At 65.5% G+C, this 26,562-nt stretch carries 25 protein-coding genes and 1 riboswitch; of the genes, 18 read left to right on the forward strand and 7 right to left on the reverse strand.

Annotated elements, in window-relative coordinates:
- The 3 genes from BMZ79_RS18930 to BMZ79_RS18940 all read left to right on the forward strand — a co-directional run bounded on the left by BMZ79_RS18930 (position 1) and on the right by BMZ79_RS18940 (position 1,557).
- Entirely contained in the window at positions 1-384 is a 384-nt protein-coding gene (locus tag BMZ79_RS18930; protein ID WP_090642475.1) for a DMT family transporter, read from the forward strand.
- Between the two features lie 35 nt (positions 385-419).
- Complete coding sequence (locus BMZ79_RS18935; RefSeq protein WP_090642476.1) at positions 420-743, forward strand: DMT family transporter; 324 nt, start codon at positions 420-422, stop codon at positions 741-743.
- Between the two features lie 193 nt (positions 744-936).
- Complete coding sequence (locus BMZ79_RS18940) at positions 937-1,557, forward strand: YjgB family protein (RefSeq protein WP_090642478.1); 621 nt, start codon at positions 937-939, stop codon at positions 1,555-1,557.
- 104 nt (positions 1,558-1,661) lie between these two features.
- Here the strand turns inward: BMZ79_RS18940 and BMZ79_RS18945 are convergent, their stop codons facing one another.
- The 5 genes from BMZ79_RS18945 to BMZ79_RS18965 form a co-directional block, all read right to left on the reverse strand.
- Positions 1,662-2,291 carry a DsbA family oxidoreductase gene (locus BMZ79_RS18945; protein ID WP_090642479.1) on the reverse strand — a complete coding sequence of 210 codons (630 nt, stop codon included), beginning with the start codon at positions 2,289-2,291 and terminating at the stop codon, positions 1,662-1,664.
- 307 nt (positions 2,292-2,598) lie between these two features.
- Complete coding sequence (locus BMZ79_RS18950; protein WP_256252835.1) at positions 2,599-3,252, reverse strand: metallophosphoesterase; 654 nt, start codon at positions 3,250-3,252, stop codon at positions 2,599-2,601.
- A 23-nt stretch (positions 3,253-3,275) separates the two neighbouring features.
- Positions 3,276-4,469 carry an ABC transporter ATP-binding protein gene (locus tag BMZ79_RS18955; RefSeq protein ID WP_090642482.1) on the reverse strand — a complete coding sequence of 398 codons (1,194 nt, stop codon included), beginning with the start codon at positions 4,467-4,469 and terminating at the stop codon, positions 3,276-3,278.
- Positions 4,466-6,088: an ABC transporter permease gene (locus tag BMZ79_RS18960; protein WP_371263745.1), complete on the reverse strand. Its 1,623-nt coding sequence runs from the start codon at positions 6,086-6,088 to the stop codon at positions 4,466-4,468. The genes BMZ79_RS18955 and BMZ79_RS18960 overlap by 4 nt, the downstream gene beginning before the upstream one ends.
- A 62-nt stretch (positions 6,089-6,150) precedes the next feature.
- Positions 6,151-7,323 (reverse strand): ABC transporter substrate-binding protein, encoded by a 1,173-nt coding sequence (locus BMZ79_RS18965; protein WP_218154720.1) that lies wholly within the window; start codon positions 7,321-7,323, stop codon positions 6,151-6,153.
- Between the two features lie 184 nt (positions 7,324-7,507).
- On the opposite strand from BMZ79_RS18965, the gene BMZ79_RS18970 reads away from it, so the two are divergent.
- The 8 genes from BMZ79_RS18970 (at position 7,508) to BMZ79_RS19005 (ending at position 15,322) form a co-directional block, all read left to right on the forward strand.
- Positions 7,508-8,419, forward strand: a complete 912-nt coding sequence (locus BMZ79_RS18970; RefSeq protein WP_090642729.1) for a LysR family transcriptional regulator — start codon at positions 7,508-7,510, stop codon at positions 8,417-8,419.
- 154 nt (positions 8,420-8,573) lie between these two features.
- The gene (locus tag BMZ79_RS18975; RefSeq protein WP_090642485.1) at positions 8,574-9,467 is read left to right on the forward strand and encodes a DUF72 domain-containing protein; all 894 of its coding nucleotides are present in this window, start codon (positions 8,574-8,576) and stop codon (positions 9,465-9,467) included.
- A 97-nt stretch (positions 9,468-9,564) separates the two neighbouring features.
- On the forward strand, positions 9,565-9,990 hold the full coding sequence (locus BMZ79_RS18980) for an RrF2 family transcriptional regulator (protein WP_090642487.1): 426 nt from the start codon (positions 9,565-9,567) through the stop codon (positions 9,988-9,990).
- Between the two features lie 64 nt (positions 9,991-10,054).
- Positions 10,055-10,366 (forward strand): thioredoxin, encoded by a 312-nt coding sequence (trxA, locus tag BMZ79_RS18985; protein WP_090642488.1) that lies wholly within the window; start codon positions 10,055-10,057, stop codon positions 10,364-10,366.
- An 813-nt stretch (positions 10,367-11,179) separates the two neighbouring features.
- Positions 11,180-11,920: a response regulator transcription factor gene (locus tag BMZ79_RS18990; RefSeq protein ID WP_090642489.1), complete on the forward strand. Its 741-nt coding sequence runs from the start codon at positions 11,180-11,182 to the stop codon at positions 11,918-11,920.
- Positions 11,917-13,044 (forward strand): HAMP domain-containing sensor histidine kinase, encoded by a 1,128-nt coding sequence (locus BMZ79_RS18995; RefSeq protein ID WP_090642491.1) that lies wholly within the window; start codon positions 11,917-11,919, stop codon positions 13,042-13,044. Before BMZ79_RS18990 ends, BMZ79_RS18995 begins: the two co-directional genes overlap by 4 nt.
- 82 nt (positions 13,045-13,126) lie before the next feature.
- Entirely contained in the window at positions 13,127-14,368 is a 1,242-nt protein-coding gene (locus BMZ79_RS19000) for a molybdopterin-dependent oxidoreductase (RefSeq protein WP_090642492.1), read from the forward strand.
- Between the two features lie 183 nt (positions 14,369-14,551).
- Positions 14,552-15,322 carry a MerR family transcriptional regulator gene (locus BMZ79_RS19005; RefSeq protein WP_090642732.1) on the forward strand — a complete coding sequence of 257 codons (771 nt, stop codon included), beginning with the start codon at positions 14,552-14,554 and terminating at the stop codon, positions 15,320-15,322.
- 311 nt (positions 15,323-15,633) lie between these two features.
- Here the strand turns inward: BMZ79_RS19005 and BMZ79_RS34330 are convergent, their stop codons facing one another.
- Positions 15,634-15,780 carry a hypothetical protein gene (locus BMZ79_RS34330; protein ID WP_177222212.1) on the reverse strand — a complete coding sequence of 49 codons (147 nt, stop codon included), beginning with the start codon at positions 15,778-15,780 and terminating at the stop codon, positions 15,634-15,636.
- 1,078 nt (positions 15,781-16,858) lie between these two features.
- Between BMZ79_RS34330 and ychF the strand changes: the two genes are divergently transcribed.
- The 4 genes from ychF to spoIIR all read left to right on the forward strand — a co-directional run bounded on the left by ychF (position 16,859) and on the right by spoIIR (position 21,729).
- Positions 16,859-17,959, forward strand: coding sequence for a redox-regulated ATPase YchF (ychF, locus tag BMZ79_RS19020; RefSeq protein ID WP_090642497.1), 1,101 nt, complete (start codon positions 16,859-16,861; stop codon positions 17,957-17,959).
- Positions 17,960-18,135: 176 nt separating this feature from the next.
- Positions 18,136-19,209: a peptide chain release factor 1 gene (prfA, locus tag BMZ79_RS19025; protein ID WP_090642498.1), complete on the forward strand. Its 1,074-nt coding sequence runs from the start codon at positions 18,136-18,138 to the stop codon at positions 19,207-19,209.
- A gap of 415 nt (positions 19,210-19,624) precedes the next feature.
- Complete coding sequence (gene prmC, locus BMZ79_RS19030; RefSeq protein ID WP_371263750.1) at positions 19,625-20,635, forward strand: peptide chain release factor N(5)-glutamine methyltransferase; 1,011 nt, start codon at positions 19,625-19,627, stop codon at positions 20,633-20,635.
- Between the two features lie 326 nt (positions 20,636-20,961).
- Complete coding sequence (gene spoIIR / locus BMZ79_RS19035) at positions 20,962-21,729, forward strand: stage II sporulation protein R (protein WP_090642502.1); 768 nt, start codon at positions 20,962-20,964, stop codon at positions 21,727-21,729.
- A 161-nt stretch (positions 21,730-21,890) separates the two neighbouring features.
- Here spoIIR and BMZ79_RS19040 read toward each other — a convergent pair whose 3' ends face one another.
- Positions 21,891-23,351 carry an MDR family MFS transporter gene (locus BMZ79_RS19040; RefSeq protein ID WP_090642503.1) on the reverse strand — a complete coding sequence of 487 codons (1,461 nt, stop codon included), beginning with the start codon at positions 23,349-23,351 and terminating at the stop codon, positions 21,891-21,893.
- 319 nt (positions 23,352-23,670) lie between these two features.
- Here BMZ79_RS19040 and BMZ79_RS19045 point away from each other — a divergent pair, with 319 nt between their 5' ends.
- The 3 genes from BMZ79_RS19045 (at position 23,671) to BMZ79_RS19055 (ending at position 26,299) form a co-directional block, all read left to right on the forward strand.
- Positions 23,671-24,771, forward strand: coding sequence for an L-threonylcarbamoyladenylate synthase (locus BMZ79_RS19045; RefSeq protein ID WP_256252837.1), 1,101 nt, complete (start codon positions 23,671-23,673; stop codon positions 24,769-24,771).
- 343 nt (positions 24,772-25,114) lie between these two features.
- The gene (locus BMZ79_RS19050; RefSeq protein WP_090642506.1) at positions 25,115-25,675 is read left to right on the forward strand and encodes a manganese efflux pump MntP; all 561 of its coding nucleotides are present in this window, start codon (positions 25,115-25,117) and stop codon (positions 25,673-25,675) included.
- A 39-nt stretch (positions 25,676-25,714) separates the two neighbouring features.
- On the forward strand, positions 25,715-26,299 hold the full coding sequence (locus tag BMZ79_RS19055) for a low molecular weight protein arginine phosphatase (RefSeq protein WP_090642507.1): 585 nt from the start codon (positions 25,715-25,717) through the stop codon (positions 26,297-26,299).
- Positions 26,300-26,380: 81 nt separating this feature from the next.
- A riboswitch (ZMP/ZTP riboswitch) is annotated at positions 26,381-26,463 on the forward strand.
- The last annotated feature ends 99 nt before the right edge of the window (positions 26,464-26,562 follow it).

Below are 26,562 nucleotides of genomic sequence, written 5' to 3' on the forward strand. Positions count from 1 at the left end.
GTGGCATGGCTGTATTTGTTGATCGCGGGCGGTCTGGAGGTCGCGTGGGCCTACGGGCTGCAGGAATCGGAGGGCTTCACGAAATGGCTGCCGAGCGTCGTCACGGTCGTCCTTCTGGCGGCCAGCTTCTTCTGCTTCGCCAAGGCGATGAAGCGCGTCGAGATCGGCACGGCGTACGCGGTGTTCACGGGCATCGGCTCGGTCGGCACGGTGATCGTCTCCATTGCGGTGCTGGATGAGCCGGTGAACGTTCTGAAGCTGCTGTTCATCGCGCTGCTCGTCGGCGGCATCGTCGGCCTGAAGGTCGTGTCCGGGCGGACGGAAGCCGAGGAAGCGGCTTCCCGGCCGAAAGCGATGACCGACGCGGAAACGGCCGCGGACTAAAGCAATAGCGCAAAAAAGAAAAGGGGGGATCGGCCGTGTCATGGCTGTTTCTGTTGCTGTCGGGACTCGGGGAAGTCGGGGGCGTCACGGGCATGAAGCTGTCGAACGGCTTCAAGAACTGGAGGGGCACGCTGCTCGCCCTGGCATCGGGGTTCGTCAGCTTCTATTGTTTGTCGCGCGCGCTGCAGGCGATTCCGATCAGCACGGCGTACGCCATCTGGACGGGGATCGGCTCGGTGGGGAGCGTCATCCTCGGCATGCTGCTCTTCGGCGAATCGCGGGACAAACGCAAGCTGCTCTTCATCGGCATGATCATCGTCGGGGTGGCGGGACTCAAAATCGTCGGCGGCGGGCACTGAGGCCTGCCGCTTTTTTGCGTGCCGGCGGGCGCGCAGGGGACGCAGAGAGCGGAACGCAGGGCCGCCGCGGCCGTAACTTTGTTGTTGCTTTTTCGTTACGCTTTTGTAACGCACGCCGCACGCGTACCGGGTAAGATGAGCATGTAAGCCGACAACGTCGCTTGTCCCGACTACTACGAAGAGGTGAATATAGATGAACGCAGCAACGAATACACCGGCTTGGAAAACGTGGGGCAAACTCGCCCTCGCAGGACTCATCACGGCAGGCGCCGTCACGTTCGCGGCCGGCCCTCAAGCCAACGCGGCGCAAGCCACGAGCGCCGTTCCGGCAATCCTGAGCGCGCAGACCGGCAGCACGTACATCAAGACGATCTACAGCCTCGCGAAAAAAGGCCAGATTCCGGGCCTGCAGGCCATCGCCGGCAAAACGCCGATCTCCGCGGTCCATTATAAATGGGGCCAGCCCGAAACGGGCGGCGACCGGAAAGGCAACCATTACGAGCTGTACAATTTCGGCATGGGCCAAGGCGCGTACGGCTTCGGCGTGAACAAAGCGGGCGTCATCTACGACCTGCGCAACTTCGGCCAATCCGTCGACCAGTCGGTCGGCATCAAGTCGTTGACGTTCGCGTCCGTCATCCAGACGCTCGGCATGCCGAAGGAAGTGCGCTGGAACGGCACGGACAAAATCTACGTCTACCATCCGTCCGCGGCGTACGAGCTGAAATTCGTCGGCCCCGGCACCGTCGTCAAAGGCAAAATCGCGCACATCGACCATATCAACGTCTACTCGGCGAAAGCGGCGGCGCTGTAATCCGCTCCCGAGCGTAGGAAAAACACCGTTCCCGAACCGGCTCAGCCGGAGGGAACGGTGTTTTTTGGCGCATTCGCCAATCATCGGCCGCCATGCCGCGCGCGTTATACCCGCACGCCGCCCATCAGCCCGAGCAGCTCCTCCGCCGGGTAGGCGCCGGACAGCGCGTACCGGTTGTTGAAGACGAAGAACGGCACGCCCGTGACCCCGATCTGGCGCGCCCGCCTGAGATCGGCCTCGACCTCGTCGTCGCCTTCGCCGCGCGCAAGCCGCGCTTCAAGCTTGCCGGCATCCAGGCCGAGCGAATCGGCGATCGCGAGCAGGGTCGTCAGCGCCGTCACGTCCTCGCCGTCTTCGAAATACGCCTTGAACAGCGCTTCGACCGCTTCGTCCTTCCGGTCCTCCGGCAGCAGCGCGACGAAACGGTGCGCGAGGCGCGTGTTCGGCATGTTGCGGGCGCGATCGAACCGGAACGTGAGGCCGACCGCCGCGCCCGCCTTCGTGACATGCTCCACGACCCGCTTCAGCGACTCCGGCCCGCCCATCTTGCGCATCATCGCCTCGTCGAAGGCGCGGCCTTCCGGCGGCAAATGGGGATCGAGCTGGTACGCGTGGTAGGCGACGGTGACGGGCTCGTCGTGTTGTTCGGCCCACAGCGCGAGGGCGCGGGACAGGTTCTGCTTCCCGATTCGGCACCAAGGACAAGCGACGTCGGAGTAGAGGTCAATATGCATGCGTTCGCGACAACCTTTCCTTAGTTGAAGTTGACGGCGGCTCGCCCGGTCAAGGGCGCTCGCGCGCGAAAGTTCTCCTTTCATGCTAATGCAGATCGGGGAATCAAGCAAGCCGGGAACGAAGGATGCCAAATGATGCCGGACCGAAGCGGAGCGCCGCGCGCCTTGCCGAACACCCCTTGGCGGAAGCCGCCGGCGGCCCGAGAGCCGTCTTCGCCTTCCGCCAAGGGGTGCGTGCGTCAAGGAGCCGCGGCTCCTGTCCGTTTCATGTTTCATGTCGTTTCGATTTCAATTGCTTCATTTCGTTTCAATAGAACGATTTGTTCACCGCGCCGCCTCTCGCGGCGGGACCGGTCGAGCACCAGTAGCTGATCCGCTTGTGCACGTCCAGCAGCGTCAGCCGGTGGCCGTGCTTGGCGCCGGTGTCGATGCCGATCTTGCCCTCGCCGAACCAGAGCTTGCCCGGTCTCGCGCCGAGCTTGAAGGTCGGCGTATGGCCGAAGACGACGGTGTAATCGGTGTCGTTCGGGTGATTCAGGAAATCGTCGCGGATTTCGGTCAGATCCACGAGCGTCTGGCCGTGCAGGCCGACGCCCGGCCGGATGCCGGCGTGGACGAACAGATAGCCGTCCTCCATCCGGTAGCGGGGGAGGCTCCGAATCCAGCCGCTCCATTCCGCCGCTTCCGCCGCCGGCAAATGCGAATAATCGTATTGCCGGAGCAGCTTCAGCTCGTGGTTGCCCAGCAGCGCGCACGCGCCCTGCCGAACGAGGGCGCGGATGTAGCCCAGCGTGCCGTAGGTGCCGGGATAGGCGGCGTCGATATAGTCGCCCAGCAGAATCAAGCGGTCGCGGGAAGGATCGTATTCGGCGGCGGCGAGCAGCTGCCGGAGTCCTTCCTCGCAGCCATGGATGTCGGAGATGGCCAGCAAGCGTGTCGGTGCGATCGCGTTAGAGGACACTACCATCTTCTTCCTTTCTCTCTCTAGTCCGTCTCCGGGTACAGGAAAGCGGAAACCTCCGGAATGGTCAGCCACTGCCGGCTGCCCGGCTCGAGCGGGCCTTCGTGCAGCAGGTACAGCCGCTGTCCGCAGTCGGATTCGATTTTGCAGCGCCAGCGCTTGCCTTCGAACAGGCTGTTCAGAACGGTCACCGGCAAGCCGTTCGGCAGCTTCCGGGACGGATCCGCCTCGTCCAGCGCCGTCAGCTCGGCGTCCTCCGGACGGAACAGCAGCTCCGCGCGGGGATCGTCCGGCAGCCCGGCGCCGCGCGGGAACATGCCGCGGACGGGACGGCCGCCGCCGGGCAGCCGCAGCGCGGTCGCGCCGTCCGGCAGCACCGCCGGTTCGCCCTTCAGGCTGTTGATGCCGCCGAGCAGCGAGCAGACCCACCGGCTTGCCGGCCGGTTGTAGCATTCTTCGGGCGAGCCGATCTGATCGATCTGCCCGCCGCGCATGATGAGCAGGCGGTCCGCCATCGCGAACGCCTCCTCGGGATCGTGCGTCACGTGGAAGACGCTCGTGCCGAGCTTGCGGAACAGCTCCGCCATCTCCGTGCGCATCTCGACGCGCAGGCGCATGTCGAGGTTGGACAGCGGCTCGTCGAGCAGCAGCAGCTGCGGCCGCGTGGCGAGCGCGCGGGCGATGGCGACGCGCTGCTGCTGGCCGCCGGAGAGCTCCGGCGGCAGCCGTTTCTCCAGGCCGCCGAGCCGGAGCAGCTCCAGCAGCTCGCCGACCGTACGGTCGATGTCGGCCCGGGCCATCCGCTTGCGCTTCAGGCCGTAGGCGATGTTCTCGTAGACGGACAGGTGCGGCCACAGCGCGTAATCCTGGAACACCATGTTGACGCCGCGTTTCTCCGGCGCCAGCATCGTGCGGGAGGAGGCGATGACCGCGCCGTTCAGCAGCAGCTCGCCGCCGTCCGGCCGGAGCAGGCCGGCGACGAGCTGCAGCAGCGTCGACTTGCCGCAGCCCGAAGGGCCGAGCACGCTGATGATTTCGCCGGGCTGCATGTCGAACGAGATGCCCTTCAAGGCTTGGAACGCGCCGTAGCTGCGGCTCAGGAACCGGGCCGAAAGCAGCGGCGCCTCGGACGGCGCGGGCTGCGAGGCGGCGGCTCGATGCGGCGCCGGCACGCGTTCGCGAGCGGCGGCCGCGGATGATGCGGATGATGGGGTCATGCTTTAACCTCCTTGCGCCGGAGCAGCAGCTCCAGTCCGAGAATGATCGCGATGACCACGACGGAGCCGAACACGGTCGCGGCCGAAGCGTAGCCGAATTTCAAGTCCTCGAACGCCTTGTTGATGGACACGGGCAGCGTCAGGAAATTCGGCGGGAACAGAATCGAGTTGACCGCGAGGTCGAACACGCCCGAGCCGAACGCCGCCAGCGCCGCCGAGAGCAGCGCGCCGCGGATGAGCGGCACGAGAATGACGCGGATCCGGCCGAAGAACGAGCCGCCGTACAGCTGGGCCGCCGTCAAGAGCTGGGCGGGCACCTTCGCCATGGCGCCGACCAGCATCCGCGTGATGATCGGAATCGCGCCGGCGACCGAAGCGAGCACCAGAATCCACGGCGTGCCGTACAGCAGCAGGCCGACATTCTCGAGCCACGGCTGGTTCCAGACGAAGATGTAGCCGATGCCGAGCACGACGCCCGGCACGGCGAGCGTCAGGATGGAGATCGTCTCGACGAACCGCTTGAAGCGGAAGTTCGAGTACGTCAGGACGTAGGCGACGCCGAGGCCGATCAGGAGCGCCAGCGCGGCCGCGCCGGCCGCGATGAGCAGGGAGTGGCCGAGCCCCTTCAGCAGCTGCTGGCCGTCCCCGAACAGCGCCGCGTAATTATCGAATGTCCAGTTGCTCGGCTGGATGCCGCCGCTCGTGGTTTTCGCGAAGGACGTCCAGACGTTCGTCCCGATCGGGATGCCCAGGATGACGAGCAGCAGCAGCGCGTTGCCCGCCGCCAGCGGCAGCTTGAGCCGGCCGGCCGGCTGCGGCACCAGCCGTTCGGCGCGGCCCGTCAGGAAGTCGAACCGCGAGCGGCGCATCGCGTAGAACTGCAGCGTCATCGCCGCGCCGATCAGCACGACGAGGTAGAACGACAGCACCCCGGCCATGTCGAACCGGATCGGCGACGTGTAGATCGCCGAGTAGATGGAATACGGCAGCGTCGGAAACCGGTATACGGCCGAGATCGAGGCCGGCAGGCCGAAGTCGCCGATCGTATCCATGAACACGAGGGCCGCGCCGGCCAGGAAGGCCGGCAGCAGCAGCGGCGCCTGCACCGTCCGCCAGGCGGTGAACGGCGAAGCGCCGCTCAGCCGCGCGGCCTGCGACAGCGAATCGACCTTCCATTCCATGGCGGAATAGACGCTGAGGTACGCGAGCGGGAACTTGCTGAGCGTCATGACCGCGATCAGGCCGGCGGGGCTGAAGATGAACGCGTTCACCCAATGCGCGCCGAAGACGGAGGCCGCGAGACCGTTCGGCGAAGCGAACATGACCCAGCCCTGCGACAAAATGAACGACGGCGTGATCAGCAGCACCCAGACGGCGGCGTCGAGCAGCTTGGCCGTCGGGAACGCCCGGCTTGCGCGGGTCATCGCCAGCGCGCCGCCGAGCGCCGTCGCGAGAAGCGTCGTCCCGGACGCGAGCACGAGGGAGTTTTGCAGCGACTTCTGCCACAGCGGCCGCTCGGCGATCTCGAACAGGATGCGCCAGTCGCCGGGCTTCAGGCTTCCGAAAAAGATGCCGGGGAGCAGCACCTGAACGATGACTGCTCCCAGCGGGAAAAGCACGAGTATGAACAACAGCAGCGTTATCGGCCATCCCAGACGGCCGTCCGTGGAGCGGGCGAACATTATTTCACCGACTGGTCGGAGAACCACTGCTTGATGGTCGCTTCGTTATCGGCGGCCCAATCCGCCTTCGCCACGACGAGCTTCGCGTTCGCTTGGCGGTCGGCTTTCGCCTGGACGCCGGTCACCGACGGCTCGAAGTAGCTTTCGTCGCCTTTGTCGATCAAGGCTTGCTGCGTCTTCGGATCGAGCAGGAACTCGACGAACGCTTTCGCCGCGTCGGCGTTCTTCGTGTCCTTCTGGATGGCGGCCACGCGGACGGAGCCCGGAGCGCCTTCTTCCGGCCAGACGATTTCGATCGGGTCGCCTTGCGTCTTCATGACGTACGCGTTGCTCTCCTGCAGCGCCGCGACTTTGATCTCGCCGCCCTTGAGCGCTTCGACGACGTTCGGGTTTTTCGGATAAACGTGCAGGCCGTTCTTCATCAGCGCGCTGAAGTAGTCTTTGCCGGCGTCCATGCCCTTGTCTTGGAAGAACCACGAGACGAACGGGTAAGCCGGCGCCGCGACGGCCGGGTCGGCCATGCCGATTTGGCCTTTGTACTTGGCGTTCGCGAAGTCCGCCCATGTTTTCGGCGCGTCTTCGGCTTTGATTTCGTTCTTGTTGTAGACGATGACGCCGGCGGCGTGCGTGCCGGTCGGATAGAAGGCGCCGTCCGCGGGCACGAAGGATTTGGAGAAGTCCGTCAAGCCGGAAGCGTTCGCCGGCGTCCAGCCCGTGAGCAGCTCGCCCTGCTTGTCCAAGCCGTTGATCGACGGCATGGAGTCCATCCAGACGACGTCCCAGTGCGGGTTGCCTTTCTCGGCTTCGATGCGGGACATGATTTCCGCGCCGTTGCCGCTCACGACGTCCAGCTTGTAGCCCGTTTGCTCCTCGAACATCGGTTTGACGATATCGTCGAAATCGTTCAGGTAGACGGTCAGCGTGCCTTTGTCGCCCGTTGCCGCGTCGGCTGCCGTATCGGCCGGTTGGTTGCCGGCGTTCGCGGCGCCGTTCGCCGCCGCGTCGTTCGTGCCGGCTGCCGCGTTCGTCGTCGTATCCCCCGCGTTGCCGCCGTTCGCGTTCGCCGCGTTGCCGCCGTTCGCTTCGTTGCTGCTTTGGCCGCACGCCGTCGAGACGATCGACAGCAGCAGCAGCGTGGCTGCCATTCCCAACTTGCCGTTCATGCTTTTCATATGGTTCTTCTCTCCTCCGTCAAATGGTCTATGTCCAATTTAGGGGAGAAGTATCAGACGAACGTTAACGGCACGTCTAGTTTTTATGAAGTGTCATCTATATAGATTGATATAAACATAGATGTCATCTATATTAAGCGGAGAGAGCGCGGCAACAGCCGAAACGAAAGAAGGGACGATGGACATGAACGTGCAGCAGTTGCGGGTATTCGTGGAGGTATGCGGCGGCGGGACGCTGCAGGAGGCGGCGGCGAAGCTCGGGCTGAAGCAGCCGACGGTGAGCTTTCATTTGCGGAAGCTGGAGGAGGAGCTCGGCGTGAAGCTGTTCCACAAGCCCGCGCGGAGCCTCTTTCCGACCGAGAACGCGGCCGACCTGCTGCCGTACGCCAGGCGGATCGTGTCGCTGATGGAGGAAGTGGAGGCGATGATGGAGGAGCGTCGGGACAAGGGCGAGGGCAAGTTGAAGCTCGGCGCGAGCTACACGCCGGCGACGTACTTCCTGCCGCCGTACATGGCCGAATTCGGCCGGCGGCATCCGCGGACCCGCATCCAGCTCACCGTCAAGAAAGCGGGCAGCCTGCTGGACATGCTGCGCAAGTACGAGATCGACGCGGCCGTCGTCTCGCTGCCTTCGGATCATCTGGAGGGACTGGTGATGGAGAAGCTGCTCGAGGACGAGCTCAAGCTGATGTTCTCCCCGGCGCATCCGCTCGCGCGGCGCGAGGAGCTGACCGCGGCGGAGCTGCAGGCGCAGACGTTCCTGCTGCACGAGGACGGCTCGACGTCCCGCAAGCTGACGGACGAGTGGGCGGCCGGCATCGGCCTCGTCTGGGAGTCCTTCATGGAGCTCGGGGCGATCGAGACGATCAAGGAAGCGGTGAAATGCAACATCGGGGTCGGCGTCCTGCCGAAGCGGAGCGTCCTGCGCGAAGCGGCGTCCGGCGAGCTCGTCATGCGCGATCTGCCGCGGCACGCGAACCGGCGGCACATCTGCCTCGTGTACCGGAAGGAAGAACAGATCTCCCGGCAGGTTCGCGCGTTCATCCAATACCTGCTGCACGAGCGGGGCGCGGCGGCGTTCGCGGTGCCCGGCTGAGGAGGCCGGAAGTCGAACGCCGCGCGGGGAAACGATGAAGGCGGCGGAACGCGCCGGGGTATGCCGGAAGAAATCCCGGCGAAGATGATTCCGTTGCCTGTCCATCGGGCAATGATGATAACAGGGACGGACGAGGCCGGAAGGAGGCGGGGGCATGATCGACATCGGCTTGTGCGGCTGGGGCGACCATTCGGAGCTGTACCGCGAGGCGGGCGCGTCGCGCGGCAAGCTGCCGGTTTACGCGCAATGGTTTCGGGTAGTAGAAGTAGACAGTACCTTTTACGCGATTCAGGCGGCCTCCGTCCTGGAAAAATGGGCGAACGAGACGCCGGCGGACTTTCGGTTCGTGATCAAAGCCTACCAGGGCATGACCGGCCACGACCGCGGCGGACGGGGCGGACGCCGGCCGTACGAGAGCGACGGGGCGATGTTCGCGGCGTTCCTCGAAGCGATCGCGCCGATACGCGCGGCCGGCAAGCTGCTGGCCGTGCTCTTCCAGTACCCGCCGTGGTTCGACTGCACGCGCCGGAGCGTCGAGATTCTGCGCGCCGCCAAAGCCCGCATGGGCGATGCGCCCTGCGCGCTGGAATTCCGCCACCGAAGCTGGTACGCGGACGGCATGACGGAGAAGACGCTCGCGTTCGCCCGGCGCGAGGGCTGGATCCATACCGTCTGCGACGAGCCGCAGGCCGGCCCCGGCTCGATCCCGGTCGTGGAGGCGGCGACGGACGACGCGATGACGATCGTGCGGTTTCACGGCCGCAACGCGGACGGCTGGGTGACGGCGGGGCGGCCGGATTGGCGGGACGTGCGCTATCTGTATCGCTACGATGAAGCGGAGCTGGCCGAGTGGGCGGCGCGCCTGCGGCGGCTGGAGCGGCTGTCGGACGAGGTGTGCGTGCTGTTCAACAACAACTCCGGCGGGGACGCCGCCGACAACGCCCTGCAGCTGATGGCCATGCTCGGCCAGCTTCCGCCGCGGGGCAGCTTCGCGCTCGCGCCGCCCAAGGAAGCGCCGGAGCAGCTGAAGCTGTTCGACCTCGAATAGAACCGGCCGCTTTTTTGCAAAATAATCGGGTAACCGCCGTTGACAGTTTCAACTGTAACTGATATGATTACAGTACAAAGCGGGGTGACCTTCCACCATGAACAGCGAATTTACGATTGCCGTCCACAGTTTGGTTTACTTGGCGCACGTGCCGGAACGCATGGCTTCGAGCGAGGCCATCGCCGAGAACGTGTCGACCAACCCGGCCCGCATCCGGAAAGTGATGAGCTGCTTGAAGCGGGGCGGTTACGTCGATACGCGCGAAGGCGCGGGCGGCGGGTACCGGCTGACGCTGGATCCGGCGGTCGTCAATTTGGCCGACATCTATCGGCTCATGGCCCAAGGCTCCGTTATTCCGAGCTGGTGCTCGGGCGATCCGGACATGGATTGCGTCGTCGGCTCCAACATGCGGGAAGTCATGGATGGGATTTTCTGCAAGGCGGAGAAGCAGCTGGAGGCTTATTTCGGCGGAATCACGATTTCCGGCGTCTTGAGCCAGATCAAGGAATGCAGCGACTGTTAGCTTCGGTGAGACGGGTTATCCCTTCCCATAGCTTCGAACTTATCTGTAGAAAGGATGATTGACCATGGCACACGTATTGACGAAAGACAACTTCAACCAAAGCATCGAGAGCGGCGTAACGCTCGTCGACTTCTGGGCCCCTTGGTGCGGACCTTGCAAAATGCAGCTTCCGATCGTCGAGGAGCTGTCCTCCGAGCTCGCCGGCACGGCGAACATCGGCAAAATCAACGTCGACGAAGAGCCTGAACTGGCTTCCCAATTCGGCGTCATGTCGATCCCGACGCTGATCCTGTTCAAGGACGGCCAACCGGTCGACAAAATGGTCGGCTTGCAGTCGAAGGATTCGCTGAAGTCGAAAATCCAAAACCAAATCTGAGGCTCCGGTTTTGCGATGGATGCTCCCGTGGTGCTCCGCACCAAAGTCGCATCCATTCGCAATACCTGCGCGCGGAATGGTTTGGGGCCTAGGCCCCCCTCCCCCCAGGGTGGGGGCTCGCCGGCCCGGTCTTCGGGGCGAGACGAAGGATTGCTCCCGTGGTGCTTCGCACCAAGGTCGCTCTCCTTCGTCTCGCCCCGTTTTCGCGTGGGCCGGCTTCGCTGGGGGCCGCCCGGCCGCTGCGCGTCCCGGCTCGCCGCGTCTCGTGTCACTCGACTGCTTCGCCAACAGGCCCGGCCGCTTTGCGTCCCGGCTCGCCGCGTCTCATTTCACTCGACTGCTTCGCCAACAGCCCGGCCGCTGCGCGTCCCGGCTCACCGCGTCTCATTTCACTCGACTGCCTCGCCAACAGCCCGGCCGCTGCGCGTCCCGGCTCACCGCGCCCGTTGCACTCGGTTATTTCGCCAACAGCCCGGCCGCTGCGCGTCCCGGCTCACCGCGTCTCATTTCACTCGACTGCCTCGCCAACAGCCCGGCCGCTGCGCGTCCCGGCTCACCGCGTCTCATTTCACTCGACTGCTTCGCCAACAGCCCGGCCGCTGCGCGTCCCGGCTCACCGCGTCTCATTTCACTCGACTGCCTCGCCAACGTCCCGGCCGCTGCGCGGCCGATTTAATACTTTCGTAATCTTTTCGTTCTTCTTCGGTTACCTTCTCGGGCTATGCTGGCGGGGAGGCAAGGCGGAGTTCGCTTCCCGCCCTTGGAGAGGTATACTAGGAATAACAAGCGGCTTGGGCGGAAGGAGGCGGCGGGGTGAACGGGACGATCGTGATCGCGGACGACGAAAGCAACATTACCGACGTGTGCCGGCGCTATTTGGAGCGGGAGGGTTACCGGGTGCTCGTCGCGCAGGACGGGGAGGAGGCGCTTCGGCTGTGGGAGGCGCACGACCCGGATCTGCTCGTGCTGGACGTGATGATGCCGCGCGTCGACGGGTGGCAGGTGTGCGAGACGGTGCGGGCCAGCAGCGACGTGCCGGTCGTGCTGCTGACGGCGCGCGGCGAGGAGCCGGACCGGCTGCTGGGCTTGACGATGGGCGCCGACGATTATATCACGAAGCCGTTCAGTCCGCGGGAGCTGGTGCTGCGCGTGGGCAATATTTTGCGGCGCGTCGGGCGGTCCGCCGGCGGGTCGGCTCGCGGGGCATCGGGCGGCGTCTCTCCGGAAGCGCGGCGGCCGGCCGGCGTGCTGGCGTTCGAGGGCTTGGCGATTTTTCCGGCCGAGCGCCGGGTGGCGGTCGACGGGGCGGACGCGGAGCTGACGGTGAAGGAATTCGACCTGCTGCTGACGCTGGCGGGTTCGCCGGGGCGCGTGTTTTCGCGCAGCCAGCTGCTGAGCCTGATCTGGGACATCGGCTTCGAGGGCGACACGACGACGGTGACGGTCCATATCCGGCGGCTGCGCGAGAAGCTGGAGCCGGCGCCCTCCGAGCCGCGCTGGATCAAGACGGTCTGGGGCATCGGCTACAAGTTCGACGCCAAGGGAATGCCATGAGGCTGCGCGTGTATTTGCTGCTCGCCAACGCGGTGAGCCTTCTGCTGATCGTCGTCATTCTCGTGTGTTTGTATCAATACATGCTGCTGTCGGAGCGGCAGCTCATCTGGCTCACGCTCGCCTCGCTCGGCGCGGGGCTGCTGTCGGCGCTGCTGCATTTCCTGCTCGTGCGGCCGGTCGAGGCGGCCGTCCGGCAGGTCGGCGAAGGCTCGGCGCGCATCGCGGACGGCGATCTCGGCGCGCGGGTGCCGCTCGTCGGGCCGGCGGAGCTGAAGACGCTCGCCGGGCAGTTCAACGAGATGGGCGGCCGGCTGGAGGCGAGCTTCCGGCAGCTGCAGGCGGCGGAGGCGGCGCGGCGCGAGCTCGTCGCGAACCTGGCGCACGACCTGCGCACGCCGCTCGCGTCGCTGCAGGCCTACGCGGAGGCGCTGGAGGACGATATCGTGGCGGATGAGCCGACGAAGCGCCGCTACATGGCGACGATCCGCGGCGAGAGCATCCGGCTCGGGACGCTGATCCGCCAATTGTTCGAGATCAGCACGCTGGACGCCGCGAAGCGGCCCCTGCCCGAATCGCTGGCGGACATGGCGCGGCCCGAGGGCGTGCCGTGCGTGCTCGAGGACGTGCTCGTGGAGCTGCTCCCGCGCTTCGCGCCGTCGCTCGACGCGAGAGGGCTCCGGCTGCGCGTGTCGCTGCCGGACGTGCCGCTCGTCTGCGGCCTCGCTTCGGAATCGCTGACGCGGATCTTGCAAAACCTGCTCGAGAACGCGGTTCGGCACTCCCCTGCGGGCGGCTTGATCCGCATCGCGGGGGAGCCGGCCGACGGGGGCATGGTGCGCGTGAGCGTCGCGGACGAAGGCGCGGGCGTGCGGGAAGCGGACCGCGAGCGGATCTTCGAGCGGTTCTACCGCTCGGACCGCGCGCGCGGCCGCGACGGCGGAGGCGCGGGGCTCGGCCTCGCGATCGCCAAGTCGCTCGCGGAGCAGGCCGGCGGCCGCATCGGCGTCGAGCGCGGGGACGCCGCCGCGCCGGCCGGGGTCGAGCGCGGCGCGGGACCGGGCAGCGCGTTCTGGTTCACGGTGCCGGCCGGCCGCGGCGGTCCGGCGGGCGGCGCGCACGCTTGAGCGCGAAAGGCTCGAACCGAAACCGCGGGAACGAACGTTTAACGCATTGGATGCGCATGCTCGTGAAAAGGAGGCCGATCCCATGGCGGAATGGCTGAAGAAGGTGAGAAAGGGCTACGGGCGGAAGCTGGCGAGCCTGCATACGTGGAACGGCTGGATCGTCGTCGTGCTGACGTTCACGGGGCTGATTCTGTTCCAAGGACTATGGCGGGGCATCTTGGGCGAGGGCCGCGTGCTTATCCGGTACGTCCACATTATCGTGGGCATCGCTTCGCTCGTCCCGGTGGTCTATTATTTGCTGCTGGCGGGCAAGCATTGGAAGCAGCTGCGGGGCAAGACGGCGCAGCGGGCCAATGTCCTCATCGTGCTGGCGCTGCTCGTCGGCTGGCTGCTCTCGGGGCTGCTGCTGTGGCAGTTTCGGCTCGTCGGGCCGCGCGTATCGGGCAATGCGCTGTGGATTCACGACCTGCTGACGTGGGTCGGCCTGCCGTACATCATCTATCATTCCGTCACGCGGTTGAAATGGCTCAAGGAGCCGCACCGCAGGACGGTCAAGACGGGACGGGAGGGCGAAACCATGGCGGGCGGCGCGCATCCCGCGGCGCAGCCCGCCGCCGTCATGTCGCGCGCGACGTTCATCAAGACGGCGGTGGGCGCCGGCATCGCGATCGCGATCGGCCCGTCCTTCCTGAAGTGGCTCGGCGGCCAGCTGAGCGCCGGCACGAATTATGAGGAAGCGGCCGCGACGGACGCCAACAAGCTGTTCCCGGCGCCGGCGCCGCTGCCGGCCTCGAGCCCGCCGATCGGAGGCGGAAGCAAGGGCGAATTCCGCATTTACACGGTGACGCCGATTCCGCATTTCGACAATACGACCTTCTCGTTCACGATCGACGGGCTGGTGGAGCGCAAGCAGCAGTGGAACTGGGAGCAGTTCGTGGCCCTGAAGCGCCAGGTGCAGGTGAGCGATTTCCACTGCGTGACGGGCTGGTCGGTCTACGGCAACACGTGGGAAGGCATCAAGTTGAAGGATTTTCTGCAGCTGGCGGGCGTGAAGCCGGGCGCGAAGACGGTCAAGTTCTACTCCGGCGACGGGGTGTACACGGACGCGCTGACGCTGGATCAGGCGAATATGGACGACGTCCTCGTCGCGGTCATGCACGACGGCAAGCCGATTCCGAGCGATCTCGGCGGGCCCGTGCGGCTCGTCGTGCCGAAGATGTACGCGTACAAGTCCGTGAAGTGGCTGAACCGCATCGAGCTGATCGACGGCGATCATATCGGCTACTGGGAGCAGCGCGGCTACTCGAACGACGCTTGGGTGTAGGGCGAAACGAGCGAGCGACGGCGTTGCGAGGATGTCAAGAGCCCGGCGCGGCGATGCGCCGGGCTTTTGCGTTGTCCGGCGGCATTCGCGGCCCTAGCAGCAAGCAGGAAAATTTCCGCGCGAAACGCGTTTGACATTCACGTTGCGTAAAGGTGTAGAGTGAAGGTGTCGGGAGGCGAGAACATGGAATACACCGTGCAGAAGCTGGGCAGGCTCGCGGGCGTCAGCACGCGGACGCTGCGGTTTTACGACGAGATCGGCATCCTGAAGCCGGCCAGGACGAACTCGTCGGGGTACCGGATTTACGGCCAGGCGGAGGTCGACAAGCTGCAGCAAATCTTGTTTTACCGCGAGCTCGGCGTCAATCTGGACAGCATCAAGGCGATCGTGAACGATCCGTCGTTCGACGGCGCGGCGGCCCTGCGGCGGCACCGGGAGCAGCTTCTCGATAAACGAAACCGGCTCGATGCGCTCATCGCGAACGTGGAGAAGACGATCGCATCGGCCGAAGGAGGAACGGACATGAGCGATCAGGAGAAATTCGAAGGCTTCAAGCAGCGGATGATCGACGAGAACGAACGGACATACGGGAAGGAAGCGCGGGAGAAATACGGCGACGACGCCGTGAACCGCTCGAACGCGAAGCTGAAAGGGATGACGCGGGAGCAGCACGAAGAGGTGAACCGGCTGACGCAGGAAGTGGCGGACACGCTCGCGGAAGCGTTCGCGACGGGCGATCCGGCGGGCGCGCTCGCCCAGAAGGCGGCGGACCTGCACCGGCAGTGGCTGACGTTCCACTGGGACGGCTACAGCAAGGAGGCGCACGCGAACCTGGCCCAAATGTACGTGGACGACGACCGCTTCAAGGCGTATTACGACGCGAAGCAGCCGGGCACGGCGGAATTTCTGCGCGACGCGATCCGGATCTATACCGGCGCGGACGCCGGCGAATAGTAGCCGCGATAAAGGCGCGGATAAGCACCGTGAAAAGAAGTGCGAGCAGAAGCTGTTAATAAGAGCTGCGAATAAGGGCTGCGATAGAAGCCGCGCGTAGGCGCGGCGAGCGGAAGCCATGAACGGCAATGAAAAGCCGAATGAATGGATAAACGGCGAAAGGTGCCTCCCGCGGAAGCGGGAAGGCACCTTTTTCGGGCGCGCCGCGCCGCAGACGGCGCAAAGGCGGTCCGTTCCGGCGCGGGCCGAACGAAGCCGCCCGGCTGCGGGACGCGGCCGGTCTCGGCTCGCGCCGGCCGCCGCTGCCGCGGTTACTTGTCCGTTTTCTTCTTCACGCTGCTGTAATTGGTGACGGACTTGGCGTCCTCGAGAACGTCGTTGACGAAAGCCATGTCCTGGTTTTTCGCCTTCATGTGCGTCGTGCCCTTGTAGTTGCCTTCGTGCGTTTTGTTTTCCATGGCGACGATCACCTCCGAGACGTAGTATGCTCGCCCGGCGGCCGGCCCATGCGAACCGCCGCTCGGCGGTACCGGATTCGGGGTGTAACCGGAACCGGCGAATTTAAATTTCCGTTAAATCCCCATTGCGACAACTCTCGACATTCTCGATCCGATATACTGGGCTAAAATGTCTATTTATGGCATTCGGAAACGATGATCGAGGATATCGGGAGGCATTCGGACCATGAACCATTGCATGTTTTGCGGACAACCCTTTTACGACGGCGACGCGCACGTCTGCGCGGAGACGTCGGGCTTCGGCAAGCCCGCCCGGCAGGACGGCGGCGGCTGGAAAGCGGCCGTCGGGGCCGCCAAGCGAACGGATTACCGGCGGATGCTGGAGCTGCTACGCAACCCGCAGCTGGCCGAAGAACTCGAGCCGGGCAGGGACTGGATCTACGGCGCGGCCGGCCTTGCGGCGGCGATGCTCGGCTTCCTCCTGTGGGGCTGGATGGCCGGGACGAGAATCGAAGCGATGCTGGACGGGCTGTTCGGCGGCTTCGCCGGGCTGGCGGATATGACCGGAGCCTCGGGCGCGATCGGCTCGCTGCTCGCGGGCAAGCTGTTCCGGTTGGCCCTGATCTCGCTGGTGTCCCTCTTCCTCGCGCTGTGGCTCGCGGGCAGCTGGCTGGGCGCGCGCAGACCGCCGCTCCGGGCGCTGCTGACACATCGGCGGCTCGCAGTACCTGTTCGCCGTCGCTTTCGTCGCGGCGGGCTTGTTGGCGTTCGCCGACCTGCGCATCTCCTTCTTCATCCTCGCCGTCGCGCTGCTGACGGCGCTGGCGACGAACGTCGCGGCCGGCATGGAACTGGCCGGCGTCCCCCGGAGCCGCCGGTTCGCCTTCGCGGGCAGCGCGATCGCGGTCTACGCGGCGCTGATGGCGTTTCTGTCGTTCCCGGCGATGTAGGCCGCCCTCCGCTGCCGGAAAGTTCCGGCCGTCCCGCCGCGCGCATCGGGTCAAACAACCTTTCAATCCCGCGGCGCATCGGGTATAATGGCGTGAGATTGTTTATTACGGAACAGGGGTGTACGGCAATGGCTTTGAAGGCTGGAATCGTCGGCTTGCCGAACGTGGGCAAATCGACGCTGTTTAACGCAATCACGCAAGCGGGCGCGGAGTCCGCGAACTATCCGTTCTGCACGATCGACCCGAACGTCGGCGTCGTCGAAGTGCCGGACGAGCGTTTGGATAAATTGACGGAGCTGGTCGTGCCGAACCGCACGGTGCCGACCGCCTTCGAATTCATCGACATCGCGGGCATCGTCAAGGGCGCGAGCAAGGGCGAGGGGCTCGGCAACAAGTTCCTGGCGCATATCCGCGAGGTCGACGCCATCGTGCACGTGGTGCGCTGCTTCCAGGACGAGAATATCACGCACGTCTCGGGCAAGGTGGACCCGATCGGCGACATCAACACGATCAACCTGGAGCTGATTCTGGCGGACATCGATTCCGTCGACCGCAAGATCGAGCGTTCCCGCAAAAACCTCAAGGGCGGCGATAAGAAGGTCGCCCTCGAGGTCGAGACGCTGGAGCGCGTCAAAGAAGCGCTCTACAACGACATGCCGGCGCGCAGCATCGAGCTGTCGGACGAGGAGAAGCTCGTGATCCGCGACCTGCACCTGCTCACGATGAAGCCGGTGCTGTACGCGGCGAACGTCAGCGAAGGCGAAGCGGCGAATTCCGACGGCAACGGCTTCGTCGAGCTCGTGCGCGAGTTCGCGAAGGCGGAAGGCGCGGAAGTCGTGCCGATCAGCGCGAAGGTGGAGTCCGAGATCGCGGAGCTCGAAGGCGAGGAGCAGGAGATGTTCCTGCAAGAACTCGGCCTGACGGAATCCGGCCTGAACCGGCTGATCCGCGCGGCTTACAAGCTGCTCGGCCTGTACACGTACTTCACGGCCGGCGTGCAGGAAGTGCGCGCTTGGACGATCCGCCAAGGCATGAAGGCGCCGCAGGCGGCGGGCGTCATCCATACCGACTTCGAGCGCGGTTTCATCCGCGCGGAGGTCGTCTCCTACGACGATCTCGTCGCGGCCGGCTCGATGAACGCGGCCAAGGAGCGCGGCCAGCTGCGCCTCGAAGGCAAAGAATACGTCGTGCAGGACGGCGACGTCATGCATTTCCGTTTCAACGTTTAGCGGATACGGGGAAGAAGGACTCGGGCAGCCGGGTCCTTTTCGGCGTGGACGCCCGCGTTAATGCCGGCCATCCAGAATTGTCACGTTTATGGAATGCCGCGCGATATGATATACTAGGAAGAAGACGACGAAGGTTTGGATTTTATTCTAAAAACCATTTATTGAGGTGAATGACAGTGTTGGACCGTTTACAGGCACTCGCCGACCGGTACGAGAAGCTGAGCGAGCTGTTGTGCGATCCGGACGTGGCCAGCGATCCGAAGAAACTTCGCGACTACTCCAAGGAGCAGTCCGATTTGCAGCCCGTTTATGCGGCATATAACGAATACAAGCAAGTGACCGAGCAGCTCGAAGACGCGAAGGTCATGCAGAACGAGAAGCTCGACGACGACATGCGCGAAATGGTCAAGATGGAGATCGACGAGCTGAGCGAGCGCCGGACGGAGCTGGAAGCCGAGATTCAAGTGCTCCTGCTGCCGAAGGACCCGAACGACGACAAGAACGTCATCGTCGAGATCCGCGGCGCGGCCGGCGGCGACGAAGCGGCGCTGTTCGCGTCGGATCTGTACCGCATGTACATGAAGTTCGCGGACGCCCAAGGCTGGCGCGTGGAGCTGATGGAGTCCAACGAGAGCGATCTCGGCGGCTTTAAGGAGGTCATCTTCATGGTGACGGGCAAAGGCGCGTACAGCAAGCTGAAGTACGAGAGCGGCGCCCACCGCGTGCAGCGCATTCCGGTGACGGAGTCCGGCGGCCGGATCCACACGTCCACGTCGACGGTAGCCGTCATGCCGGAAGTCGAAGAGGTCGAGGTCGAGATTCTCGACAAAGACATCCGCGTCGACACGTACTGCTCGAGCGGCGCGGGCGGCCAGTCCGTCAACACGACGAAATCCGCCGTGCGCGTGCTGCACGTGCCGACGGGCATCATGGCGCAGTGCCAGGACGGCAAGTCCCAGAACGAGAACAAAGCCAAGGCGCTGCAGGTGCTTCGCGCCCGCATCTCGGACATGAAGCGCCAAGAGGAAGAAGCGAAGTACGCCGGCGAGCGCAAGAGCAAGGTCGGCACGGGCGACCGCAGCGAGCGGATCCGCACGTACAACTACCCGCAGAGCCGGGTGACCGACCACCGCATCGGCCTGACGCTGCACAAGCTCGATTCCGTGCTGAACGGCGACATGGAGGAAATCATCAACGCCCTGACGCTCACGGAGCGGACGGAATTGATGGAGCGGGAAAACCTCGCGTAAGCGCGGGCGATCATGAATTGGAACGGACGGGAGCTGCCTAACGGCGCTCCCGTTTTTTGCCGCTTGGACGGGGGCGCGAAGAACGGGAACGGAAAGAGCAAGCACGGAAAGAGCAAGCACGGAAAGGGGCGAACAGGATATGGCGGAGCGGGAAGAGCGGGCGGCCAAGGGGTCGAGCGGACCGGGAGACGCGGGAGCAGAACGGGCTCGGGGAGCCTTTCAAGCAGAACGGCGTCCTGGCCTGGGAGACGCGCGGGAGCGGGATTGCTTAGAAGAGGACGAGCAGGCGGACCGGCGCGATTCGGAAGGCGGACAACCACGGCGTCATGACGCGGAACAGGTTCAACGGGTGACGGGCGCGGTGCCTTCGGCTGCGGACGAAAGCGCCGATGAGTCCGGCTTTCCGCCGAAGAACCTGCCGGAGGGCGCCGGCTGGACGACGTTCAAACCGCTGTCGTCGTTCACGGTAGGCGAGGTTTGCCGGTCCGCTGCGGAGAAGCTCCGGGAGCGCAACATTCAGGAGCCGCGGAACAACGCGGAGCTGCTCGTGCTGCACGTGCTCGGCCTGGAGCGGGCGCAGCTGCTGCGCGATTGGAACGAACCGTTTCCGGCGGAGCACTGGGAGCGGCTGCAGGCGCTGCTGGCGCGCAAAGCGGCGGGCGAGCCGGTGCAGTATTTGATCGGCGAGCAGTGGTTCTACGGCTTGCCGTTCGCGGTGTCGCCGGCCGTGCTGATTCCGCGGCCGGAGACGGAGTTGCTCGTGGAGGCCGTGCTGGAGGCGGCCGACCGGCTTTGGCCCGCGACGGCGGGCGAAGCGCCGCCGGACGGGCCTGCCGCCGCCGCGGGACCCGGCGGCGGGAACCCGGCTGCCGGGCCGACGGTCGTCGACGTCGGCACGGGCAGCGGCGCCATCGCCGTGACGCTGGCGGCGCTGCGTCCAAGGTGGCGGGTCTGCGCGTCCGACCTGTCGCCGGACGCGCTCGCGGTCGCCCGCGCGAACGCGGCGCGCCACGGGGCGGCGGCGCGCATGACGTTCGTGCGGGGCGACCTGCTCGGGCCGTTCGCGCGGCCGCGGCCCGGGGCGGGCGATGACGCGGCCGGGGGCGTCGCCGGCCTGCGCATCGACGTGCTCGTTTCGAACCCGCCGTATATCCCGGCGGGCGACATTGCCGGCCTGCAGCCGGAGGTGCGCGACCACGAGCCGCGGCTCGCGCTGGACGGCGGCGACGACGGCCTGACGCCGTACCGCCGCATGGCGGAGCAGCTCGCGCGGCTGTCGGCCCTGCCGCGCATCGTCGGCTTCGAGCTCGGCATCGGCCAGGCGCAGGCCGTCGCGGACCTGCTCCGCGGCATCGGCGCCTGGCGCGAGGTGCGGATCATTCCCGACTACGCGGGCATCGACCGGCACGTGCTCGCGGTCGAATAGGGAAGCGGTGCTAGGAACGTCAACCAGGAGCCTCGAATAGGAAACCTCGAATAGGCAACCTCGAGTAGACAACCTCTAATAGGGAAGCGAGATTCATAGCGAGCGCGGGAAAAGGCGCCGCGTTCGCGGAAGCGGCAGCCGCGCCTTTCATGCGCCATGAGGACGTCCGAAAGGACGTCTTTTTCGATGACGCCCCGTGCTATTTTCATTCCGTTTTCACGAGATTGCGAGGTTTAAACCGCTCCGCGCGCGGACATAATGGGACTATCATCGTTCCGGAACGCAAGCCGACGCACCGACGGGTGCCCAAAGGAGCTTGTGTTAACATGATCCGCACTCATTCCCGTTTTCCTTACCGTCCCGTCTACGGGTACGTTCTGTTGATCGCCGCCGTCCTGCTCATGAGCTGGGAAAACCAGCGCGCCGACGCGGCGATCGCCGGCGGCAGCATTCCGTCGGAATCCATCCGCCTCCGCATTCTCGCCAACTCGGACAACGCGCTCGATCAAGCGGTCAAGCGCGAGGTGCGCGACGCGATCGTCGACGAGATGAACGCGTGGGTCTCGGGCCCGCAAACGATCGGCGAAGCCCGCGCGACGATCCGCGCGCATCTGGGCGACATCGACGCCGTCATCGCGGCGAAGCTCGCCGCCCGCGGCTTCGGCTACGGGTACAAAGCGGAGCTGAGCGTCGTCCCGTTCCCGACCAAGATCTACGGCACGGAAGTCTATCCGGCCGGCAACTACGAAGCGCTTCGCGTCACGCTCGGCGCGGGCGCCGGGCAGAACTGGTGGTGCGTGCTCTTCCCGCCGCTCTGCTTCGTGGATGCCGTGAGCGGCGAAGCGTCGACGCCGGCGTCGGCCGGCGTCGCGACGGCGGCGGTCAAGGCGGACGACAAGGGGCAGGCGGACGGAGCGGTCAAGGCGGACGGCGGCCAAGCCGGCGCGAAGGACGCGGGAGCGAAGACGGACGCGGCGCATGGCGATCAAGCGAAGCCGGCGGGTCAGGACGGCGGGGTAAAGCAGCCGGAAGTGAAGTTCTTCCTGTGGGAACTGCTCCAATCGATTTTCAGCTTTTTCAAGCACTTGTTCTAAGACGGAAGCGGCGAATCGCGCGGCGATCGATAGCATACGAACAAAAGGCTCACTCGCCATTGGGGCGAGTGAGCCTTTTCGCGTTGGCCGAAGCCGGCATGGCGCTTGCGGGGAAGAGCGTCCGAACGGCGAGCGTCCCGGCCTTGGGCGGGCGTTATGCCTTAAGCCGCTTTAACCGCCGTCTCTTCGGGCTTCGGCTGCTTCAGCTTCGGAATGAACAGCGCGACCGGCAGCGCGACGAGCGCGATGATCGACGCGATCAGATAGACGTCGTCGACGCTCATCGTGACGGACATGAGCGTGATGTGCTTCTGGTCCGTCGCGCCGGCTTGGACGAAGTCCTTCGCGTGGCTCGCCGTCCGCGAGGTCAGCAGCGACGTGAAGACGGCGATCGCGAACGAGCCGAGCACGTTGCGAACCCAGTTGGTAAGCGAGGACGCGTGGCCGCTGTACTGCTTCGGCACGGCTTCCATGCCCGCGTTGCTCGCCGGCATCATCGCGAACGAAATGCCGACGTTCCGGACGATCATGCACAGGATGATGTAGCGGTGCGAGATGTCGACGCTGAGCCAGCTGAGCGGCACCGTGCCGATGACCATCAGCACGATGCCGATGGCGAGCGGCGCGCGCGGACCGGTTTTGGTGTACATTTTGCCGACGAACGGCATCATGACCGCCATCGCCAGCGACGCGGGCAGCAGGATCAGGCCGGTGTCGAGCGGCGTGACCGACTGGATGTTCTGCAGGAACACCGGCGTCAGGAACGTGCCGGAATACAGGCTGATCGTGATGATGCTCGTGATGAGCAGCGCGACGCTGTAGCGGTTGATTTTGAGTACCCGCAGATTGAGCAGCGGCGTCTCCGCCGCGAGCTCGCGCCAGATGAACAGGCCGAGGAACGCGAGGCCGACGACGAACAGCGTCAGCGTCTGCCAGGAATCCCAGCCCCATTCGCTGCCGTGCGACAGGGCGACGAGCAGCGAGGCGCTGCTGATGATGACCGTCACGAAGCCGATCAGGTCGAATTTCTTCGGCACGTTAAGCCGGTAGTACGGGATATAGATCGCGATGAGCAGGATGCCGACCGCCGCGATCGGCACGTTCAGCCAGAACAGCCAATGCCACGAGACGTTGTCGAGCAGCCAGCCGCTGTACGTCGGGCCGATGGCCGGCGCGAGCATGGACGAGGCGGCCCAGAACGAGATCGCCATCGCGACCTTCTCGCGGGGAATGACTTGGTACACGATCGCCATCGTGATCGGCGAGATCATGCCGGTGAACGCGCCCTGCAATATGCGGAACGCGATCAGCGATTCCACGTTCCAGGCCAGCGCGCAGCAGATGCTGGCGACGGTGAAGCCGGACATGGCGAACAGGAAGAGCCGCTTGTAGCTGAACCGCTCGCCGAAGTAGCCGGTGATCGGGGCGAACGTGCCCATGGCGAGCATGAAGCCGGTCAAGGTCCACTGCGTGGTGGCGAGGGTCGTGTGAAAGCGATCCGTGAGGACCGGAATCGCGATATTGATCGTGCTGACGTTGAGCACCGATACGAAGCTGCCGAAGAAGATGGCGATCATGATCGGCAGGATGCGGACGGGCTTGGATGAAGCGGGAACTTGCATGGAATGCGGCCTCCTCGGTTTGATATATGTCTCCAATGACATATATGCATAGCTTAAGAAGCATAACGCCGCCGGGCGTATCCGTCAAAGACGGCGGGGGGCGATGGCGAGCGATAGGCGGCGCGGGAGGGCGGTTGAAACGCATACAACGGGGCGGCAGGGCCGTTTTTCTTCCGAATGCGGGCCTCAAGGAGCCGGACATGCCGCAAAGCCGTCCGCGCCGCGCCGTTACGGGGACAAGCGGCTTTGTTTCGCGCGGGGATGCGTATGGTATAATAGGAATAAAACCGCTTCAGAAGCAGAACTCGGGGAAACGACATTGAATACACCAGTACGACCTACAACCCTATGGCGCGTCGACGCCGCGTCTCCGGACGGCGAGCCGCTTCGCGCGGCGGCGGCCCGGCTGCGGGAAGGCGGTACCGTCGCCTTCCCGACGGAGACCGTGTACGGGCTCGGCGCCGACGCGCGGCGCTCGGAGGCGGTGGAACGCATCTTCGCTGCCAAGGGCCGTCCGTCCGACAACCCGCTCATCGTGCACGTCGCCGGGCGCGCCCAGCTTGCCGGGCTGACGCTGCCGTTGGCAGTGCCGAGGGCCCAAGCGCTCGCGGACCGGCTCATGGAGCGGTTCTGGCCGGGGCCGCTGACGTTCGTGCTGCCGGTCAGGCCGGGCGCGGTCTCGCCGCGCGTCACCGCCGGCCTCGACACCGTGGCGGTGCGCATGCCCGCGCATCCCGTCGCGCTCGCGCTCATCGCGGCGTCGGGCTGTCCGCTCGCCGCGCCGAGCGCGAACCGCTCGGGCCGCCCGAGCCCGACGCTGGCGTCGCATGTCCGGGACGACCTGGACGGCCGCATCGACGGCATCGTCGACGGCGGCCCGGCCGGCGTCGGCCTGGAGTCGACCGTCGTCGAAGTCCTGGACGGCGAGACGGTGCGCATCCTGCGCCCGGGCGGCATTACCGCCGAGGCGCTGCGCGCTTCGGGCGCGGCCGTCGCCTACGACGCCGTCGCCGCGCCGGAAGCCGCGGCGGACGCGTCCGCCGGGCAGGCGCCGCGCTCGCCCGGCATGAAGTACGCGCACTACGCGCCGCGGGGCGCGCTGCAGCTCGTGCGGGGCGAGCCGGACGCGGTGGCCGCCTGGATCGCGGCGGCCGTCCGCGAAGCCCGCGCGCGCGGCGAGCGCACGGGGGTGCTCGCCTTCGACGAGCACGCGGCCCGGTACGACGCGGACTGCGTGCTCGCCGTCGGCAGCCTGGCGCGGCTCGATACCGCCGCGCAGGGGCTGTACGCCGCGCTGCGCGCGTTCGACGCGCAGGGCGTCCAGCGCATCTGGGCGGAGACGTGCCCGGAGACGGGCATCGGGCACGCGTACATGAACCGCTTGTCCAAGGCCGCCGGCCACGCGGTCGTGTGCGTCTGACTTGTGGCCGGACGGCTTTGGAGCAGCCGGCCCACGCAAGACCGGCGTCAAACCGGGCGGGCTCGATCGGCGGCTCCGCGAACGCCGGCGCGCGGAGCGGAGCCGCAATCGAAGCACGCCCGGCCGGAATCGCTTTACACGATAACTCGTTTTTTCGCAAGCGAAGGTTCTTTCTACCGCAGGTCACGGCTTTTGATAAGGTAGCTATCGGTCGCCCGGCTTCCTCCGCCTGAATGCCCGCCCGCCCGAGGCCCGGCCCCGGGCGCTTGTCCGCCATCCGGTCATCTTTCCCGTCTTGTCCGCATATGCTTGGAGGAGATAACGGGGACAAGGAGTGGATGGCATGGTCGAGGCAGGCCTGCAGGCCGGACAGCTGTTGACGCTGATCATTATCGCGCTGGCGCTCGGCATGGACGCTTTTTCGCTGGGCGTTGGCATCGGGCTGAAAGGCATCCGGCTGCTGGATATCCTCAAGCTCAGCACGCTCATCGCGCTGTTTCACATCCTGATGCCGCTCATCGGGATCTTCGCGGGCAAGTACGTCGGCACGCTGCTCGGCAGCGTGGCGTCTTCGGCCGGGGGCGGACTGCTGCTGCTGCTCGGCGGCCATATGGTGTACAGCTCGCTCCGGGGCGACGCGGTGCCGTCGATCGACCACCGCAGCTCGTGGGGCATGCTGCTGTTCGCGCTCAGCGTCAGCATCGATTCGTTCTCGGTCGGGCTGTCGCTCGGCATGTTCGCCGTCGATATGCTGCTGGCGGTGCTGCTGTTCGGCATCGCCGGGGGCTGCTTGTCCGTGGCCGGCCTGCTGCTCGGCCGCCGGGTCAGCTCCAGTCTCGGCGGGTACGGCGAGGCGATCGGCGGCGTGATTTTATTGACGTTCGGGCTGCTGATCCTGTTCTGACGGCGGCGGTCCGGCCTACCATCTAGAGGGGGTTCTCGCATGAAACGGATCTTATTCGTCTGCACCGGCAACACGTGCCGTTCGCCGATGGCGGAGGCGCTGCTGCGGGATTTGGCGCAGAAGCGCGGCCTGCCGCTGGAAGTACGCTCCGCGGGCGTGTCCACCGTCGACGGGCTGCCCGTCTCCGACCACGCCCAATCGGTCCTGCGCCGCCGGGACATTCGCCATAATAACGGCTCGACCGCGCTCGAAAGCGGCTCCGTGACGTGGGCCGACCTGATTTTGACGATGACGGCGAGCCACAAGCGCCATCTGCTGCAGCGGTTCCCGAGCGCCGTGGACAAGACGTACACCCTGCTGGAGTACGTCTACCGCGACGAGGAAGGGCTGCGGCGCATCGCGGAGCTGGAGAGCCTGTACACCGATTTTCAAATGAAGCAGGCGCTCGGCGGGCAGCTCACGGACGCGGAACGCGCCCGGCTGCTGGAGCTGGAAGCCGGCATCCCGAGCTTCGACATCGCCGACCCGTTCGGCGGGCCTCTGCCCGTCTACGAGGCCAGCGCGGCGGAGATCGAGGCGGCGCTGCGCAAGCTGCTCGACCGGCTGCGGCAGCCGCGCAGATAACCGTTCGCCGGGCGTTCCGCGCGCGGCGTTTGCGGATTGATTTTACCGGCCCGATCCGGTATGATAGAGCTAATTAAAGACGGTTTCCGATGTAACTGGCGACGAAAGTGGGTCCAACCACGGTGGAGCATCGGAAGATACGGCCGGTCGCCTGGGCAAAGAGCAGCGTGCGTGAGCATGCTTGCTCTTTTTTCGTCTTTTCCGGCGAAATCAGGTATACTAAAACCATTGCGAATCGACATTTTCCGCCATCGCGCGGTCAC

This window comes from Paenibacillus sp. UNC496MF (assembly GCF_900113915.1).
GTDB classification, from domain to species: Bacteria; Bacillota; Bacilli; order Paenibacillales; family Paenibacillaceae; genus Paenibacillus_Z; species Paenibacillus_Z artemisiicola.

Excerpts from the sequence above, each read along its gene's own strand:
- BMZ79_RS18940 (WP_090642478.1), top strand. The coding sequence starts at position 937 with ATGAACGCAGCAACGAATACACCGGCTTGGAAAACGTGGGGCAAACTC.
- BMZ79_RS18945 (WP_090642479.1), bottom strand. The coding sequence starts at position 2,291 with ATGCATATTGACCTCTACTCCGACGTCGCTTGTCCTTGGTGCCGAATC.
- BMZ79_RS18955 (WP_090642482.1), bottom strand. The coding sequence starts at position 4,469 with ATGACCCCATCATCCGCATCATCCGCGGCCGCCGCTCGCGAACGCGTG.
- BMZ79_RS18965 (WP_218154720.1), bottom strand. The coding sequence starts at position 7,323 with ATGAAAAGCATGAACGGCAAGTTGGGAATGGCAGCCACGCTGCTGCTG.
- BMZ79_RS18970 (WP_090642729.1), top strand. The coding sequence starts at position 7,508 with ATGAACGTGCAGCAGTTGCGGGTATTCGTGGAGGTATGCGGCGGCGGG.
- BMZ79_RS18975 (WP_090642485.1), top strand. The coding sequence starts at position 8,574 with ATGATCGACATCGGCTTGTGCGGCTGGGGCGACCATTCGGAGCTGTAC.
- BMZ79_RS18980 (WP_090642487.1), top strand. The coding sequence starts at position 9,565 with ATGAACAGCGAATTTACGATTGCCGTCCACAGTTTGGTTTACTTGGCG.
- trxA (WP_090642488.1), top strand. The coding sequence starts at position 10,055 with ATGGCACACGTATTGACGAAAGACAACTTCAACCAAAGCATCGAGAGC.
- BMZ79_RS18995 (WP_090642491.1), top strand. The coding sequence starts at position 11,917 with ATGAGGCTGCGCGTGTATTTGCTGCTCGCCAACGCGGTGAGCCTTCTG.
- BMZ79_RS19000 (WP_090642492.1), top strand. The coding sequence starts at position 13,127 with ATGGCGGAATGGCTGAAGAAGGTGAGAAAGGGCTACGGGCGGAAGCTG.
- BMZ79_RS19005 (WP_090642732.1), top strand. The coding sequence starts at position 14,552 with ATGGAATACACCGTGCAGAAGCTGGGCAGGCTCGCGGGCGTCAGCACG.
- BMZ79_RS34330 (WP_177222212.1), bottom strand. The coding sequence starts at position 15,780 with ATGGAAAACAAAACGCACGAAGGCAACTACAAGGGCACGACGCACATG.
- ychF (WP_090642497.1), top strand. The coding sequence starts at position 16,859 with ATGGCTTTGAAGGCTGGAATCGTCGGCTTGCCGAACGTGGGCAAATCG.
- spoIIR (WP_090642502.1), top strand. The coding sequence starts at position 20,962 with ATGATCCGCACTCATTCCCGTTTTCCTTACCGTCCCGTCTACGGGTAC.
- BMZ79_RS19040 (WP_090642503.1), bottom strand. The coding sequence starts at position 23,351 with ATGCAAGTTCCCGCTTCATCCAAGCCCGTCCGCATCCTGCCGATCATG.
- BMZ79_RS19050 (WP_090642506.1), top strand. The coding sequence starts at position 25,115 with ATGGTCGAGGCAGGCCTGCAGGCCGGACAGCTGTTGACGCTGATCATT.
- BMZ79_RS19055 (WP_090642507.1), top strand. The coding sequence starts at position 25,715 with ATGAAACGGATCTTATTCGTCTGCACCGGCAACACGTGCCGTTCGCCG.